12 protein-coding genes and 5 tRNA genes are annotated in these 16,128 nt (G+C 71.3%); 12 read left to right on the forward strand and 5 right to left on the reverse strand.

The genetic code is table 11. The features are described 5' to 3' along the window. Nucleotides 1–80 precede the first annotated feature (80 nt). Both ACZ3X1_RS10405 and bldC read left to right on the forward strand, forming a co-directional pair. On the forward strand, nucleotides 81–911 hold the full coding sequence (locus tag ACZ3X1_RS10405) for a DUF8083 family protein (protein WP_356811098.1): 831 nt from the start codon (nucleotides 81–83) through the stop codon (nucleotides 909–911). Nucleotides 912–1,479: 568 nt separating this feature from the next. Then, a complete protein-coding gene (gene bldC, locus ACZ3X1_RS10410; protein ID WP_003949541.1) occupies nucleotides 1,480–1,686 on the forward strand; it encodes a developmental transcriptional regulator BldC in 207 nt (68 codons plus the stop codon). 620 nt (nucleotides 1,687–2,306) lie between these two features. Here bldC and ACZ3X1_RS10415 read toward each other — a convergent pair. Together ACZ3X1_RS10415 and hrpA are read right to left on the reverse strand one after the other, a co-directional pair. Next, a tRNA-Asp gene (locus ACZ3X1_RS10415) sits at nucleotides 2,307–2,380 on the reverse strand. A 71-nt stretch (nucleotides 2,381–2,451) separates the two neighbouring features. Beyond that, nucleotides 2,452–6,375, reverse strand: coding sequence for an ATP-dependent RNA helicase HrpA (gene hrpA, locus ACZ3X1_RS10420; RefSeq protein ID WP_467278486.1), 3,924 nt, complete (start codon nucleotides 6,373–6,375; stop codon nucleotides 2,452–2,454). A gap of 111 nt (nucleotides 6,376–6,486) precedes the next feature. Between hrpA and ACZ3X1_RS10425 the strand changes: the two genes are divergently transcribed. From ACZ3X1_RS10425 to ACZ3X1_RS10435, 3 genes are read left to right on the forward strand one after another with little or no spacing between them, the layout of a single operon-like run. Continuing rightward, nucleotides 6,487–6,894 (forward strand): hypothetical protein, encoded by a 408-nt coding sequence (locus ACZ3X1_RS10425; protein WP_467278489.1) that lies wholly within the window; start codon nucleotides 6,487–6,489, stop codon nucleotides 6,892–6,894. Between the two features lie 55 nt (nucleotides 6,895–6,949). Beyond that, nucleotides 6,950–7,747 (forward strand): DsbA family protein, encoded by a 798-nt coding sequence (locus tag ACZ3X1_RS10430; protein WP_356814629.1) that lies wholly within the window; start codon nucleotides 6,950–6,952, stop codon nucleotides 7,745–7,747. Beyond that, on the forward strand, nucleotides 7,744–8,580 hold the full coding sequence (locus ACZ3X1_RS10435) for a cytochrome c biogenesis CcdA family protein (RefSeq protein ID WP_356814630.1): 837 nt from the start codon (nucleotides 7,744–7,746) through the stop codon (nucleotides 8,578–8,580). Before ACZ3X1_RS10430 ends, ACZ3X1_RS10435 begins: the two co-directional genes overlap by 4 nt. A gap of 37 nt (nucleotides 8,581–8,617) precedes the next feature. Here the strand turns inward: ACZ3X1_RS10435 and ACZ3X1_RS10440 are convergent. The 3 genes from ACZ3X1_RS10440 to ACZ3X1_RS10450 all read right to left on the reverse strand — a co-directional run bounded on the left by ACZ3X1_RS10440 (nucleotide 8,618) and on the right by ACZ3X1_RS10450 (nucleotide 8,902). Then, nucleotides 8,618–8,694: transfer RNA gene (locus tag ACZ3X1_RS10440), tRNA-Phe, on the reverse strand. Between the two features lie 22 nt (nucleotides 8,695–8,716). Beyond that, nucleotides 8,717–8,790 (reverse strand) — tRNA-Asp (locus ACZ3X1_RS10445). A gap of 39 nt (nucleotides 8,791–8,829) precedes the next feature. Next, nucleotides 8,830–8,902, reverse strand: a tRNA-Glu gene (locus ACZ3X1_RS10450). A gap of 104 nt (nucleotides 8,903–9,006) precedes the next feature. Between ACZ3X1_RS10450 and ACZ3X1_RS10455 the strand changes: the two genes are divergently transcribed. The 7 genes from ACZ3X1_RS10455 to ACZ3X1_RS10485 all read left to right on the forward strand — a co-directional run bounded on the left by ACZ3X1_RS10455 (nucleotide 9,007) and on the right by ACZ3X1_RS10485 (nucleotide 16,095). After that, nucleotides 9,007–9,357, forward strand: coding sequence for a metallopeptidase family protein (locus ACZ3X1_RS10455; protein ID WP_030012899.1), 351 nt, complete (start codon nucleotides 9,007–9,009; stop codon nucleotides 9,355–9,357). Continuing rightward, entirely contained in the window at nucleotides 9,354–9,857 is a 504-nt protein-coding gene (locus ACZ3X1_RS10460) for a FluC/FEX family fluoride channel (protein ID WP_467278496.1), read from the forward strand. The genes ACZ3X1_RS10455 and ACZ3X1_RS10460 overlap by 4 nt, the downstream gene beginning before the upstream one ends. Then, nucleotides 9,854–10,225, forward strand: a complete 372-nt coding sequence (locus ACZ3X1_RS10465; RefSeq protein WP_356814632.1) for a fluoride efflux transporter FluC — start codon at nucleotides 9,854–9,856, stop codon at nucleotides 10,223–10,225. The genes ACZ3X1_RS10460 and ACZ3X1_RS10465 overlap by 4 nt, the downstream gene beginning before the upstream one ends. A gap of 85 nt (nucleotides 10,226–10,310) precedes the next feature. Beyond that, nucleotides 10,311–10,853: a hypothetical protein gene (locus tag ACZ3X1_RS10470; RefSeq protein WP_467278499.1), complete on the forward strand. Its 543-nt coding sequence runs from the start codon at nucleotides 10,311–10,313 to the stop codon at nucleotides 10,851–10,853. Nucleotides 10,854–11,109: 256 nt separating this feature from the next. Continuing rightward, entirely contained in the window at nucleotides 11,110–13,431 is a 2,322-nt protein-coding gene (locus ACZ3X1_RS10475) for a DEAD/DEAH box helicase (protein WP_467278503.1), read from the forward strand. Between the two features lie 152 nt (nucleotides 13,432–13,583). Then, the gene (locus ACZ3X1_RS10480) at nucleotides 13,584–15,941 is read left to right on the forward strand and encodes a flagellar hook assembly protein FlgD (RefSeq protein ID WP_356814635.1); all 2,358 of its coding nucleotides are present in this window, start codon (nucleotides 13,584–13,586) and stop codon (nucleotides 15,939–15,941) included. 81 nt (nucleotides 15,942–16,022) lie between these two features. Then, nucleotides 16,023–16,095 (forward strand) — tRNA-Lys (locus ACZ3X1_RS10485). Nucleotides 16,096–16,128: the final 33 nt, after the last annotated feature.

Consider the following 16,128-nt stretch of genomic DNA (forward strand, 5'->3'; position numbering starts at 1 on the left):
CGGTGCCGGGCGGCCCCGGAGGTGAACCGGGCCCCTGGAGGGGGGAGTACGAGAGGGTGACCGAATCCTCCGATCCCCTGCTGCCCTCCGCCCGCTCGGTGCCGGCCGTCCCGTACGCCTCCTACCTGCGCGTCTACGAACCCCTGGCCGCTTTCGCGGAGCCGGAGCGCACGCACTGGGCGCAGTACGCCCGGCGCGGGACGGCCCCGACGGCCCAGGACGAACTGCGCCGGTCGCTGGCGGACTTGGTGCGGGTCCCCCTGGTGGGGGTGCCGGCGAACGAGAGCGCCGACGCGTTCACCGCGCGGGTCGACGGGGTGCTGCTGGTCTGCCCGTGGCGCACCCGGCTGCGCGGGTGGCTGGCGCTGGAGGAGCTGGTCGACCAGTTTCCGCGCCCGGTGCTGGACGCGGCGCTCCCGCCGGCCGCCCGCCGGCGGGCGGCCGAGGAGTACGAGCGCTGGCGCGAGCGGAACCCGGACGCGCGCCCGTGGATCCGTACGGGGGTGTGGCAGGTCCCGCTGCGCTGGTTCGTGCTGGTGGCGGACGAGGAGAGGGAGTACGTGCCGGGGGAGCGCTTGCGCTACCGGACGCCGATGGTGCAGGCGCGCCGGCGCCTCGCCCGGGCGCTGCGGACGCTGCGTGACGCGGAGGGGTACGGGATGCTCGCCGAGGGCCTGGTCGAGGTGGGGAGCTGGCTGGAGGAGTTCCACCCGCGGTCGATGGTCGAGTTGGACTACGGCGGGCTGGTGCACGCCCTGCCGGCGGACCGGCTGGCGGCCGACCGATCGGCGGGGGACCTCGCGGCGGGCATCGCGGCGCTGCGGGCGGGGGACGCCGAGGGGGCGGCGGGCACGTACACGGGGCTGGCGGAGCGGTGGAGGGCGGTCCGGGAGCGGCTTTTCGCGAATTAGGCTGAAAGTCGCCGATGTGGCTGGTTTCACCTTTCAGAGGTCCGTACGTACCGCCTCGTATCGGTCGTTCGGCCAAAACTGGCTGATCAGACCCCTGATCGTGGCATTTGGGACGGAGTACCAGGACCTACGTCCCGATACGGGCCATTGGCCCAAGCGTGACGGACCGCACTAACCACACCCTTGCGCCCTTCCCCTACCCTCGTGCCAAAATAGGACAAGGAGTCCGGGGAGGGTTCCTTCCGCCCAACTAAGGGCGGAATGCTCGGCATTGCACTCTACGGGGGGTCTGACGACTCCTGATCGCTCTGTGACTGATCGTCACAGTGGGGTGACTGTCCGTTATGGGACGGTCCATCGGGCTTCCGCCGCTGATGAACACCTCGGAGGGCAATTCCGTCGGTTTGGCCGTCGAGGCTGGACGGATGGTGTAGTTGTAGTGCCGAGGACAAGCCGTTCGTCCTATAACCGACTCGGCCCGCGTATGTCCATTTCGGGCAACGCGGGCCAAGGTGCAGAATTTAGAGGAAAGAACCGAGATGGTTCGGTTCTCCCGAGGAGGCCGCTCATGACCGCTCGCACCCCTGATGCCGAGCCGCTGCTGACCCCGGCTGAGGTTGCCACGATGTTCCGCGTGGACCCGAAGACGGTGACCCGCTGGGCCAAGGCTGGCAAGCTCACGTCCATCCGCACCCTGGGTGGACACCGCCGGTACCGCGAGGCTGAGGTCCGCGCACTGCTGGCGGGCATTCCGCAGCAGCGCAGCGAGGCCTGAGGTCGCGTAAACACCCCGCTTTAACGGGTCGCTGTCGGGTCCCCCAATCCGATGAAAACCCACATTGCTTCATACGACCCGACCTGCCCCAACAGGTTCTCGGGTCGTTCGATCGCGCTGGACTCCGCCGGGTCCAGCGCGATCTTTTTTATGCCCAGGTCAGGGGGTGTGGAAGGTCGGCCGGGATGTCTGACGGGGTAGGTGCAATTGCACATATTAAATCGAGCGCGCGTATGGATGCGATAAAAGTGTGAGTCCGAAAAACTCGTGCGGTGACACCCGTCACAGATGATCACTCTTGTACATCCGGCAATGCACCCCGTAAAGGGGAAGTGGCTCGCGGTGGGCATCACGCGAACGGGGGATTCTCTCGGGAAGCGGGGCCGAAGGCGGTGAGGAGCTGCTCCTGAGCCGCCGTCGGGCCCCACGCGGCAGCCGGTCGCCACGAGGCGGAGGAGGAAGCCGCGTACGGGGTGCCCGCGCCCGCCCGCGCCGCCCGGCGTTCGGACGGCCTTCGGCCGGCAGTCGGGCGGTCGGAGTCCCAACCCGGCCCGGGCACTCCCGCCCGCCCATGCGTCAGGGCCCGCATCCCCTGGGGGATACGGGCCCTGACGTTGTTGCGATCCTGACGGGACTTGAACCCGCGACCTCCACCTTGACAGGGTGGCGAGCTAACCAACTGCTCCACAGGACCTTGATTCGCGGCCGCTCTGCGGCGGCTGCGAATCAGACTGTACAGCAGCTCAGGGGGTGCGGTCGAACCGATCAGGGGGCCGCCGCGTCCACCGCCTTCACGATCCGCTTGTCGGAGATCGGGTACGCCGTGCCGAGCGCGTGGGCGAAGTAGCTGACGCGCAGTTCCTCGATCATCCAGCGGATGTCGGTCACGGCAGTGGGGACGGGCCGTCCCTTCGGCAGCTGCTCCAGCAGCCAGGCGTACTCGTCCTGCATCTCGTGGACCTTCTCCATGCGCGTGGTGTCGCGCTGGACGCCCGTGGGCATCTGCTGGAGCCGCCGGTCCGCCGCCACCAGGTAGCGCATCAGGTCCGGCAGCCTGCGCAGCCCGGCGAGCGTCACGAAGCCGGCCGGCACGAGGGCCGCCAGCTGCGTCCTGACGTCCTGGATGTTCGCGACCAGGGCGAGGCTGGAGGTGGCCTTCAGGCGGCGCTCACAGGCCTGCCAGGCGGCCAGTACCTGCTGCACCTGGTTCACCGCGCGGACGGTCGTGTCCACCAGGTCGGCGCGGACGGCCTCGTAGAGCTTGCGGAAGCCCGCCTCGTCCCACGCCGGTCCGCCGTGGTCGGCGATGAGCTTGTCGGCCGCCGCGGTCGCGCAGTCGTCGAACAGCGCCTGGATGGAGCCGTGCGGGTTCCTGGAGAGGGCCAGCTTCTGCTGGTTGGTGAGGTGGTCCGAGGCGGACTTCGCCGGGTTCACCGGGATGTTCAGAAGGATGAGCCGGCGGGTGCCGAGCCACATGGCCTGCTGCTGCTCCGCCTCGGTGTCGAAGAGCCGTACGGAGACGCTCGCGCCGTCGTCCACGAGCGCCGGGTACGCCTTGACCGGCTGGCCGGCCCGCCGGGTCTCGAAGACCTTGGTGAGGGTGCCGATCGTCCAGTCGGTCAGCCCGGTGCGCTCCACCGACTCCCCGCCCGCCCGCTCGGCGGTGGCGGCCGCGGCCTTGGAGAGGGCCTGGCGGGCCTTCGGCTTCACCTTGAGCCGCAGGGCCTCCAGGTCCTTGTCCTCGGCGATCTTGCGGCGCCGCTCGTCGACGATCCGGAAGGTGATCTTCAGGTGGTCGGGGATCCGGGTCAGGTCGAAGTCCTCGGCCGACACCGGCACCCCGACCATCCGCTGGAGTTCGCGGGCGAGGGTGACCGGCAGCGGCTCCTGCAGCGGAACGGCCGTGTCCAGGAAGCGGCCCGCGTAGTTCGGCGCGGGCACGTAGTGCCGGCGGATCGGCTTGGGCAGCGAGCGGATCAGCTCGGTGACGACCTCCTCGCGCAGGCCCGGGATCTGCCAGTCGAAGCCCTCCTCGGTGACCTGGTTCAGCACCTGCAGCGGGATGTGGACGGTCACGCCGTCCGCGTCCGCGCCCGGCTCGAACTGGTAGGTCACCCGGAACTTCAGCTGTCCCTGCCGCCAGGAGTCCGGATAGTCGGCCTTGGTGACCCCGGCCGCCTTCTCCGTGAGCAGCATCTCCCGCTCGAAGTCGAGCAGTTCGGGCTCGTCGCGCTTCTTGTGCTTCCACCAGGAGTCGAAGTGCGCCCCGGACACCACGTGCTCGGGGATCTTCTGGTCGTAGAAGTCGAAGAGGGTCTCGTCGTCCACGACGATGTCGCGGCGCCGGGCCCGGTTCTCCAGCTCCTCCACCTCGGTGAGGAGCTTGCGGTTGTCGGCGTAGAACTTGTGGTGGGTCCGCCAGTCGCCCTCGACGAGCGCGTTGCGGATGAACAGCTCGCGCGAGACCTCGGGGTCGATCCGGCCGTAGTTGATCTTCCGCTGGGCGACGATCGGCACGCCGTACAGCGTGACCTTCTCGTACGCCATCACGGCGGCCTGGTCCTTCTCCCAGTGCGGCTCGCTGTACGTGCGCTTGACCAAGTGCTGCGCCAGCGGCTCCACCCACTCCGGCTCCACCTTGGCGTTGACCCGGGCCCACAGCCGCGAGGTCTCCACCAGTTCGGCCGACATCACGAACTTGGGCTGCTTCTTGAACAGCGAGGAGCCCGGGAAGATCGCGAACTTGGCGCTGCGGGCACCGAGGTACTCGTTCTTGTCGGTGTCCTTGAGCCCGATGTGCGAGAGCAGTCCGGCCAGCAGCGAGACGTGGACGACCTGCTCGGGGGCGTCGGCCTCGTTGACGTGGATGCCCATGCTCTTGGCGACCGTGCGCAGCTGGGAGTAGATGTCCTGCCACTCGCGGATCCGCAGGAAGTTCAGGTACTCCTGCTTGCACATCCGGCGGAAGGAGGAGGAGCCGCGCTCCTTCTGCTGCTCGCGGACGTAGCGCCACATGTTGAGGAACGACAGGAAGTCGCTGGTCTCGTCCTTGAACCGGGCGTGGTTCTGGTCGGCCTGGGTCTGCTTGTCCGAGGGCCGCTCGCGCGGGTCCTGGATGGACAGGGCCGCCGCGATGACCATGACCTCACGGACGCAGTTGTTCTTGTCGGCCTCGATGACCATGCGGGCCAGCCGCGGGTCGACGGGCAGCTGGGACAGCTTGCGGCCCATCTGCGTCAGGCGCCTCGACGGGTCCTTCTCGGTCGGGTCCAGCGCCCCGAGCTCCTGCAGGAGCTGCACGCCGTCGCGAATGTTGCGGTGGTCCGGCGGGTCGATGAAGGGGAACTTCTCGATCTCGCCGAGGCCGGCGGCGGTCATCTGGAGGATGACGGAGGCCAGGTTCGTGCGCAGGATCTCGGCGTCGGTGAACGCGGGACGGGCGTTGAAGTCGTCCTCGGAGTACAGCCGGATGCAGATGCCGTCGCTGGTACGGCCGCAGCGGCCCTTGCGCTGGTTGGCGCTGGCCTGCGAGATCCGCTCGATCGGCAGGCGCTGCACCTTGGTGCGGTGGCTGTAGCGGGAGATCCGGGCCGTGCCCGGGTCGATCACGTACTTGATGCCCGGCACGGTCAGGGAGGTCTCGGCGACGTTGGTCGCGAGCACGATCCGGCGGCCGGTGTGCTGCTGGAAGACCCGGTGCTGCTCGGCGTGCGAGAGGCGGGCGTAGAGCGGCAGCACCTCGGTGGAGCGGAGCTTCTTCTTGAGCAGCGCGTCCGCGGTGTCGCGGATCTCGCGCTCGCCGGAGAGGAAGACCAGGATGTCGCCGGCGCCCTCGCTCTGGAGTTCGTCCACGGCGTCGCAGATCGCGGTGATCTGGTCGCGGTCGGACTCCTCGGAGTCCTCTTCGAGGAGCGGCCGGTAGCGGACCTCCACCGGGTACGTCCGCCCGCTGACCTCGACGATCGGGGCGTCGCCGAAGTGGCGGGAGAAACGCTCCGGATCGATGGTGGCCGAGGTGATGACGACCTTGAGGTCGGGCCGCTTGGGCAGCAGCGTCGCCAGGTAGCCGAGCAGGAAGTCGATGTTCAGCGACCGCTCGTGGGCCTCGTCGATGATGATCGTGTCGTAGGCGCGCAGCTCGCGGTCCGTCTGGATCTCGGCGAGCAGGATGCCGTCCGTCATCAGCTTCACGAAGGTCGCGTCCTGGTCCACCTGGTCGGTGAACCGGACCTTCCAGCCGACGGTCTGCCCGATCTCGGACTTCAGCTCCTCGGCGATGCGCTCCGCGACCGTGCGGGCGGCGATCCGGCGGGGCTGGGTGTGCCCGATCATGCCCCGGACGCCGCGGCCCAGCTCCATGCAGATCTTGGGGATCTGCGTGGTCTTGCCGGAGCCCGTCTCACCAGCGACGATCACGACCTGGTGGTCGCGTATCGCCTCGGCGATCTCGTCCTTCTTCTGGCTGACGGGCAGGTTCTCGGGATACGTGACCTCCGGCATCCGCGAGGCGCGGCCGGCCAGTCGCTCGGCGGCCTTCGCGGCCTCCGCGGCGATCTCGTCGAGCACGGCCTGCTTGGCCTCGGGCTTGCGGATACGGCGGGCGCCTTCGAGGCGGCGGCCGAGGCGGTGCGCGTCACGGAGGGGGATCTCACCGAGAAGCGTCTGCAGGGCGGCGAAGGAAGTAGACATACCTGATCGAGGATCTCACCTGGGCCCTCCGGGTGGCGAACGCATTTGTCGGGCGGACCCGTACCATTTCGGGACGAGTCCCTCGGCCGCACGAGTGAGAGGCAGCCCACCTTGTCCCGCCCCCGCCTCTTCGGCTGCGCCGTGCTCGCGATCCTGGCGGTGCTGCTGGGCGGGACGGCCCCGGCCGCTGCCGGAACGCTTCTGCCCGGTTCCGGGCAGCCCCCGGTACGGGCCGCCGCCCCGGCGGCGTCCGACGCCTCCCGGGCGGCGCCGCTGCCCGGCCGGCCCCGCGCCGATCCGGCGGTCCAGGGCGGCGGGCCCTCCTGCGCCCCCGCCTCCCCCGACCGGGGCGGTGCGCCCGCCGTCCCGACGCGGGCCGGCGACCACGCTCAGGTGCCGCCGGGGCGCCCGGTGCCCGTGGCGGCCCGTCCGTACGCCGAACCGCCCGCGCGGGTACCCGTACGGGGGCCCGACCGGCCGGCGCCCGGCCCGGTGGAGCTGTCCGTGATGCGGGTCTAGGAGGACCGGTCCCCTCACCGGTCCGCCTCGTCACCCGTATCGCTGGAGCACCCGCATGTCCTCTTCCAAGACCCAGAGCAACACCAAGGCCAAGAGCAAGACCAGGACCAAGAGCAAGACCCCGAGCACGACCAGGCCCGGGACCAAGTCCGCCGCGAAGCCGCTGCTGGTCTCCGCGGGGGTCGCCCTCGCCGCCGTCACCCTCGGCATCGTCTCCTGGCAGGCCACCGCCCCCGCCGAGCAAGGGTCCGCCGGCTCCGCGCCCGCGGCCGCCACGCCCCGCAGTGACACCTCCGCCGCGCTGAGGGCGCTGGCCCGCCGCGAGCCCGGCGACAAGCTCGCCGTCGGCCGAGCGGACGCGCCCGTCGTACTCATCGAGTACTCCGACTTCAAGTGCGGGTACTGCGGCAAGTTCGCCCGGGACACCGAGCCGGAGCTGGTCGAGAAGTACGTCGAGAACGGCACCCTGCGCATCGAGTGGCGCAACTTCCCCGTCTTCGGCGCCGAGTCGGAGGCCGCCGCCCGGGCCGCGTGGGCCGCCGGGCAGCAGGACCGGTTCGCCGCCTTCCACTCGGCCGCGTACGCCGACGGCTCCAAGGAGAAGGGCTTCGCCGAGCCGCGCCTGCTGGAGCTGGCCCGCGAGGCCGGGGTCCCCGACCTGGACCGCTTCAAGGCCGACATGGCCGGCGAGCAGGCAGCGGCGGCCCTGAAGAAGGACCAGGAGGAGGGCTACCGCATCGGCGTCACCTCCACCCCGTCCTTCCTGGTCAACGGCAAGCCGATCGCCGGCGCCCAGCCGCTCGGCGCCTTCACCGCCGCCATCGCGCAGGCCGAGGCGGCGGCCAGGCCGTGACCGACATCGGATACCTGGCCGCCCTGCTGGGCGGCCTCCTGGCGCTGCTCAGCCCCTGCAGTGCCCTGCTCCTGCCGGCCTTCTTCGCGTACTCGATCGACTCCCCCTCCCGCCTGCTGGCCCGCACCGGCATCTTCTACGCGGGCCTCGCGAGCACCCTCGTACCGCTGGGGGCGGCCGGCTCGTACGCCGGGCGCTTCTTCCACAGCAACCGCGACCAGCTGGTCCTGGCCGGCGGCTGGCTGATCATCGCGCTCGGAGTGGCACAGATCCTGGGCCTGGGCTTCGCCTCACGGCGGATCTCGGAGCTGTCGGGGAGGATCCGGCCGACCACAGCGCTGTCCGTGTACGCGCTGGGCGCGGTCTACGGGCTGGCCGGCTTCTGCGCCGGCCCGATCCTGGGCAGCGTCCTGACGGTCGCGGCCGTCAGCGGCAGCCCGGTCTACGGCGGCCTGCTGCTCGCGCTCTACGCGCTGGGGATGGCCGTGCCGCTGTTCGTCATGGCCCTGCTGTGGGAGCGGTTCGAGCTGGGCCGGCGGCGCTGGCTCCGCGGCCGGGCCTTCCCCGTGGGCCGCTTCGAGCTGCACACCACCTCTCTGCTGTCCGGGCTGTTCTTCATCACCCTGGGCGTGCTGTTCCTCGTCTACGACGGGGCGGGCGCGCTGCCGGGGCTGCTGGACGTGGACGACTCCTTCGCGGTGGAGCAGCGGGTCCGGTCGCTGGCCGGGGCGGTCCCGGACGGGGCGCTCCTCGCACTGGTCGCCGTGGGGGCGGTGGCCTTCGGCGTCGTCCAGTGGCGCCGCCGCTCCCGCCCCGCGGAGGAGGCCGAGTAACGCAGGAAGGCCCCGTCCGATGGACGGGGCCTTCCGATGGTGGCTGGGGCCGGGGTCGAACCGGCGACCTATCGCTTTTCAGGCGATCGCTCGTACCAACTGAGCTACCCAGCCACGAAACCGTTTCCGGTCTCAGCGATCCTGACGGGACTTGAACCCGCGACCTCCACCTTGACAGGGTGGCGAGCTAACCAACTGCTCCACAGGACCTTGCAGTGTGCGAGAGCAAGTCTTGCACACGGTAATGCGTACCCCCAACGGGATTCGAACCCGTGCTACCGCCTTGAAAGGGCGGCGTCCTGGGCCACTAGACGATGAGGGCTAAAGACCCACCGGGCACTTCTTCAGCGCGTCGGGGACGTGAGAAGCATATGGGATCCGGGGAGCTATCGCCAAAACGGTTTCCCCCGGAGCGACAATGGCCGGGTGCTGGAGATGACGCGCGAGGAGTTCGAGGAGCTCGTCGCAGAGGCCCTGGACCGCATCCCGCCGGAGCTGACGCGGCTGATGGACAACGTGGCGGTGTTCGTGGAGGACGAACCGCCCGCGGACGACCCCGAGCTGCTCGGGCTGTACGAGGGGACCCCGCTGACGGACCGCGGTGAGTGGTACGCCGGGGTGCTGCCGGACCGGATCACCATCTACCGCAATCCCACCTTGCGCATGTGCGAGGACCGGGAGAGCGTGGTCGCGGAGACGGAGGTCACCGTGGTGCACGAGATCGCCCACCACTTCGGGATCGACGACGAGCGGCTGCACGCGCTGGGGTACGGGTGAGCCGAAAGGGCTCCCGGCCCGCTGCGGACGCCGAGGCGATCGACCCGGACGTCGACCTGCACGTGCCCGCGCAGCGGGCCGAGCCGCAGGGCCGGGTGCTCGCGGCGGTGGCCGCCGGCGGCGCGGTCGGGGCCTCGGCGCGGTACGGGATCTCCCTGCTCTGGCCGGCCGCGCCCGGGGCGTTCCCGTGGGCGACCCTGTGGATCAACGCCTTCGGGTGCGCGCTGATCGGCGTACTGATGGTGCTGATCAGCGAGGGCGGGCGGACGGCGCCGCATCCGCTGCTGCGGCCCTTCGCCGGGGTCGGCGTGCTCGGCGGCTTCACCACCTTCTCCGCGTACGCGCTGGACGTCTCGCGGCTCCTCGACGAGGGGGAGGCGCGGTCCGCGCTGGCCTGCGCGGGGCTCATGCCGGTGGCGGCGCTGGGCGCGGTGTGGGCGGCGGCCTCGGTGACCCGGCTCGCTCTCCGCGACCGTGGGCCGGACCGGGTGGTCCGGTGAACTGGCTGCTCGTGGTGGCGGGCGCCGTCGTGGGTGCCCCGCTGCGCTACCTGACGGACCGTGCGGTGCAGCGGCGGCACGACTCCGTCTTCCCGTGGGGGACCTTGGTCGTGAACGCGGGCGCCTGCCTGGTGCTGGGGGTGCTGGCCGGTGCGGCGCCGGCCGGGGCGGCCTCCTCCTGGGCGGTGCTGCTGGGGCCTGGGCTGTGCGGGGCGCTGAGCACGTATTCGACCTTCTCCTACGAGACGCTGCGTCTGGCCGAGCGCGGGTGGGGCTTCCTGGCGGCGGCGAACGTCGCGATGTCGGTGCTGGTCGGACTGGGCGCGGTGCACCTCGGTTCGCAGGTGGCGCGACAACTGTTCGCCTGAGGGCGTGTCCCTCACGGGGCAAAGGGAGTTGGGCACACCGACCCGCTCCTGCGGGCCTTCGTCCCCAGGCTCCGGAGGTGCCCCCGTGCGCCAGTTGTCCGCTTCCCTCCGACTGGCCGTCACCGCACTCGCGGTCGCGGCGACGGCCGGCTGCATGAGCGTCGGCGAGGACGCGGCGAAGCCGGGGCCCTCCGCCGCCGCGGACCGGCACGCCGGCTCCGAGGCCGGTGCCGGTACCGCCTCCGGGCGGGGCTCGGGGATCCACGGCAACGGCCACGGCGCGAAGGACGGTACGGGACACCAGGGCGGCAGGCCCAGGGACGACGGCAAGGCCTCCGGCGCGACCGGGGCGTCCCCCGGCCCGGGTGCGCCGAGCGGGGCGCCGGGAGTGCCGCTCCCGTCGGCGGGACCGGGCGGCGGCGCCGGCGGGCAGGGCCACCAGCAGCCGTCGACGGGCGGTTCCGGCGGTGCGGGCGGTTCGGGTGGGCCGGGCGGGCCGGGCGGCGGTCAGCAGTCGGCGAGCCCGACCCCGGAGCCGCCGCTTCCGACACCCCCTGTGACGGAACCCACTCCGAGTCCGTCGAGTCCGCAGCCGGAGCCCAGCACCCAGCCGGCACCGCAGGTTTAGGCGGAACCCGTGGCTCGCAGCCGACGGATGCGGTCCGTTTGCGCAGGTCAGAGGTGTTTCTGCCGGAGCGACTTGCCAGACCCGGGGGAGGGTGCGTATGGTTATAGATCGTTTGATCCCATTGCCCGGCGCCGAATCCGAAGAGCGCCGTGTGGCGCGTACTCTCCCTAGCCGTGGCTGACCGCATTGAGGCGGTCGATTTGCGATTCACGGAGTTTGGGCGCGTGCCGAGACTCCGGAAGGTTTCGCATTTCGCATGTCCATTTCCAGTTCTGACCGTTCCGTCATGCCCGAGAACGACTCCAACGAGATCATCGACGCCGAGGCCCTCGTGGTCACCGAGGCCATCGAGGCCGCAGAGGCTGAGGGGATCATCGAGGCTCTCGAGGCCGACGTGAGCGGCGAGTCCTTCGAGGACTCCACCGACGACTTCGACGCCGATGCCGACGCCGAGCCCACGATCACCTTCGGTGACCTGGGTCTGCCCGAGGGCATCGTGCGCAAGCTCGCCCAGAACGGTGTCACCGCCCCCTTCCCGATCCAGGCCGCGACCATCCCGGACGCCCTGGCCGGCAAGGACATCCTCGGCCGCGGCCGCACCGGCTCCGGCAAGACCCTCTCCTTCGGTCTGCCGACCCTGGCCTCGCTGGCCGGCGGCCACACCGAGAAGAAGAAGCCCCGCGCGATCATCCTGACGCCGACGCGTGAGCTCGCGATGCAGGTCGCGGACGCCCTCCAGCCCTACGGCGACGTCCTCGGCCTGAAGATGAAGGTCGTCTGCGGCGGTACCTCCATGAGCAACCAGATCTACGCTCTGGAGCGCGGTGTCGACGTCCTCGTCGCCACCCCGGGCCGTCTGCGCGACATCATCAACCGCGGCGCCTGCTCCCTGGCGAACGTCCAGGTCGCGGTCCTCGACGAGGCCGACCAGATGGCCGACCTGGGCTTCCTGCCCGAGGTCACCGAGCTGCTCGACCAGATCCCCGGCGGCGGCCAGCGCATGCTCTTCTCCGCCACCATGGAGAACGAGATCGGCACCCTGGTCAAGCGCTACCTGACCAACCCCGTCACGCACGAGGTCGACAGCGCCCAGGGCAACGTCACGACCATGACGCACCACGTCCTCGTCGTGAAGCCGAAGGACAAGGCGCCGGTCACGGCCGCCATCGCCGCCCGCAAGGGCCGCACCATCATCTTCGTCCGCACCCAGCTGGGCGCCGACCGCATCGCCGAGCAGCTCGTCGAGGCCGGCGTCAAGGCCGACGCACTGCACGGCGGCATGACGCAGGGCGCCCGTACCCGCGTCCTCGCCGACTTCAAGGACGGCTACGTCAACGCGCTCGTCGCCACCGACGTCGCCGCCCGAGGCATCCACGTCGACGGCATCGACCTGGTCCTGAACGTGGACCCGGCCGGCGACCACAAGGACTACCTGCACCGCTCGGGCCGTACCGCCCGTGCCGGCAAGTCCGGTGTCGTCGTCTCCCTCGCGCTGCCGCACCAGCGCCGCCAGATCTTCCGCCTGATGGAGGACGCGGGCGTCGACGCCTCGCGCCACATCGTCCAGGGCGCCGGCGCCTTCGAGCCGGAGGTCGCCGAGATCACCGGTGCCCGTTCGCTGACCGAGGTCCAGGCCGACTCCGCGAACAACGCCGCCAAGCAGGCCGAGCGCGAGGTCGCCGAGCTCACCAAGCAGCTCGAGCGCCTGACCCGCCGTGCCGGCGAGCTGCGCGAGGAGGCCGACCGCCTGGTCGCCCGTTCCGCGCGTGAGCGGGGCGAGGACCCGGAGGCCGCCGTCGCCGAGGTGGCCGAGGCCGCCGAGGCCGAGGTCGCGGCTGCCGCCGCTGCCGCTGCCGCCGAGATCGCCGCCCAGGAGCGCCGCGAGGAGAACCGCGCCCCGCGCGACGACCGCGGCAACTTCGAGCGCCGTGACAACCGCGGTGGCGACCGCGGTGGTGACCGTGGCGGCTTCCGCCGTGACGACCGCGGCGACCGCGGTGGTGACCGTCCGTCCGGTGGCTTCCGTCGCGACGACCGCCCCTCCGGTGGTTTCCGCGGTGGCGACCGTCCCTCCGGCGGCTTCCGTCGCGACGACCGTCCGTCGGGTGGTTTCCGCCGTGACGACCGTCCGTCGGGTGGCTTCAACCGTGACGACCGCGGTGACCGCGGTGGTGACCGTGGCGGCTTCCGTCGCGACGACCGTCCGTCGGGTGGTTTCCGCCGTGACGACCGTCCCTCCGGTGGCTTCAACCGCGATGACCGCGGTGGCGACCGTCCGTCCGGTGGTTTCCGTCGCGACGACCGTCCCTCCGGTGGCTTCCGTCGCGACGACCGTCCGTCGGGTGGTTTCCGCCGTGACGACCGTCCCTCCGGTGGCTTCAACCGCGATGACCGCGGTGGCGACCGTCCGTCGGGTGGTTTCCGTCGCGACGACCGTCCCTCCGGTGGCTTCAACCGCGACGACCGCGGTGACCGCGGTGGTGACCGCCCGTCCGGCGGCTTCCGCCGCGACGACCGCCCCTCCGGCGGCTTCGGCGGCCGCCGTGACGACAAGCCGCGCTGGAAGCGCAACGGCTGACGCCTGCTGAGCTGAACCCCTGACAGGGCCCCCGCGACTCCGGTCGTGGGGGCCCTTTCGCGTGTTGCTACGATCCGAACTTTGCGGTGGGGGACACGGCGAGCGCGAACCCGCGGCCGCCCCCGACGCTTCGCTTCGGGGGATGGGAACACATGAGACGGTCACGTGTGCTGGGCGCCGCCGCGCTCGCACTGGCCACGGGCATCGGCGCCCTCACCGCCGTACCGGCCGCCGCAGGCCCCGCGGCCGCCGACGAGCTGACGATCGCTCCGCTTCCGCACCAGGAACCGTCGTACGGGCTCGTCCATGCTGCCGGCCCGAAGGGCGTGATGCTCGACAGGCCGGGCACCGGCCCCGGGAGGTCGTACTGGAAGAGCTTCGCGGACGGCCGCGAAGTGCCGCTCGCGGACTGCCCCTCGGGGCGGTACGGCCGTTGGATGAGCCTCGGCGACACCGTCGGCTGCGAGTACCTCGACGCGCCCTCCACCACCGCGGGCCCGCTGACCCTGCACGACCAGGCCTCGGGCCGCACCGAGACCCTCGCCGCGCCCGCCGGCCGCTCCTGGACCACCACCTTCTCGCCGACCCAGGTGCTGGCGACCGAGCAGGACGCCGAGGGCCGGCTCGTCCTGCACCTGATCGGCCGTGAGGGCGAACCGCGCAAGGACGTCACGGTCACCGCGCCCGAACGCATCGCGGCCCATTCGTTCCGGGTGCGGATGGCCGACGAGAAGGGCGCGCTGATCACCTACCGGTCCGCCGCCGGCCAGGAGACCCTCGCCCTGCTCGACTACGCCGGGGCGACGCTGACGCCTCTGGCCCTGCCGGAAGGCGCGACGGACCCTGGCAACGTCGACCACTCGCTCGGCTCCCGGTGGGTCTCGCTGCGCAAGCACGGGTCCGCCACCGCGACCCTGCACTCCCGCACCGACCTCGCCGTGACGCGCAGCGTCAACACCCCCGCCGCGTACGGGTACACGCACCCCGTGGGCGACTGGCTGGTCACGCAGGACCCCTACGCCAAGACCGACGCGGTCACCGCGGTGCCCGTCGGGGGCGGCGCCCGGCGCACCCTGCTCGCCCGGTCTGACCGGAACCTCAAGACGGGCACGGACGGCTCCGCCTACCTGGCCGGAGGCACCGACTCCAGCCACTGGGCGACGCACCGGATCACGTCCGGCTCCGACGGCGCCCCGGTGCTGACCAAGGTGAGGGACCTGCCGCCGAATCCCGCGGACAGGATGACGCTCAGCCTCGCCCAGGGACGGCTCATCGCGGGCCAGCAGGACCCCACCCGCAGCCTCCAGGGCTACACGGTGCCGGTGTCGGGGACTTCCCCGGCGAAGCAGACCCCCGACTGGAGCTGCAGCGAGAGCGAGGACCAGCGGCTCTGTCTGCCGTATGCCGAACTCCCGGGCCGGACCGTCCCGACGGGGGACGGACGGATCGTCTCGCTCTCGAGCAAGGGCGGGGGTGCGTGCGGCGGCTCCCTCGCCCTGTGCGGGGTCGTGCTGAACGTACGGGAGACCCGCCCCGGCGGATCGGTCCGCCAGGTGGCGCTGCCGGGTACGGACGAGATGCAGCCGTACCTCCCGGAGAGCGCCTCGGGCCGGTACGTGCTGTTCACCGTGACCGAGAAGAACAACCCCCGGACGGTGGTCGCGGACATCGACGCCGGGAAGGTCCTGGACACCAGGCCTTCCTCGGCCGCCGCGCTGTGGGGGTCGGTGCTCTGGGACCGTTCGGAATGGCACGGGGTGAGCGGCACCGATCTGCGCACCGGCAAGGTCACGCAGTACCAGGGCTTCGGCACGGCCTGCCGCCCGGACGAGATCCAGGCCGCCGGGGACTGGCTGTACGTGCTGTGCCCCGCATCCGCCGGCGGCCCCGCCGCCTTCCACCTGCCCTCCAAGAAGCGGATCCCGCTGCCCTTCGCCCCCGAGAACGACCGCGTGAGGCTCGGCGACGGATACGTCGTGCGGCAGGGCGGTGTCGGTTTGGAGGTCTACGACCTGCGCTCCGGTACGGCGGTGCGGGCGCGCGAGATCGCCCAGCAGGTGACGAGGTACGCAGCCGACTGGACCGTCGACCGCTTCGGCGGCCGTCTCGCCTACACGGGCCCGGACGAGACCGTCCACCTGGTCGCCGCCGGCGCGGCCTCCCCGCTCGCGGCGATCGACCAAGAGGTCGCCGCCACAGCGGACTTCAGGCAGGAGAAGACCTGGCAGGCCCGCTGGTGGCCGTCCAAGCCGGTCTCCTCCTGGAAGCTGACGGTGCGCAACAAGACGTCCGGCATCACCACGGTCGTCCGCAGCGGCACCGAGGCGCGCGGCCTGATCGCCCCCGCGTGGGACGGCAAGTCCCCCACGGGCACGTACCTCTTCTCCGGCGAATACGAGTGGACGCTCACCGCCCGCCCCGCCGACGGCCAGGGGGCCGAACTCAGCACGTCCGGGACGGTCTCCGTCACCCGTCCCCCGGCCGGCGTCCGGCCCCCCGCGCGCCCCTGAACCGACGCCGACAGGCCGGTCGGTCGATACCCGATCGGCTGACCGGCGCTGTCCGGCTATGCTCTGGGGTGAGCACCCGGAGGGCCATTAGCTCAATTGGCAGAGCAGCGGACTTTTAATCCGTTGGTTGTCGGTTCGAGTCCGACATGGCCTACCGCTCCCAGCGCCCCGTCCGCCCACCGGCGGC

The sequence above is a fragment of the Streptomyces sp. NPDC023541 genome, from assembly GCF_055559995.1.

What these genes read in the sequence shown, in the direction of transcription:
- bldC (WP_003949541.1), top strand. Translation starts at nt 1,480, where the DNA reads ATGACCGCTCGCACCCCTGATGCCGAGCCGCTGCTGACCCCGGCTGAG.
- hrpA (WP_467278486.1), bottom strand. Translation starts at nt 6,375, where the DNA reads ATGTCTACTTCCTTCGCCGCCCTGCAGACGCTTCTCGGTGAGATCCCC.
- ACZ3X1_RS10430 (WP_356814629.1), top strand. Translation starts at nt 6,950, where the DNA reads ATGTCCTCTTCCAAGACCCAGAGCAACACCAAGGCCAAGAGCAAGACC.
- ACZ3X1_RS10475 (WP_467278503.1), top strand. Translation starts at nt 11,110, where the DNA reads ATGTCCATTTCCAGTTCTGACCGTTCCGTCATGCCCGAGAACGACTCC.
- ACZ3X1_RS10480 (WP_356814635.1), top strand. Translation starts at nt 13,584, where the DNA reads ATGAGACGGTCACGTGTGCTGGGCGCCGCCGCGCTCGCACTGGCCACG.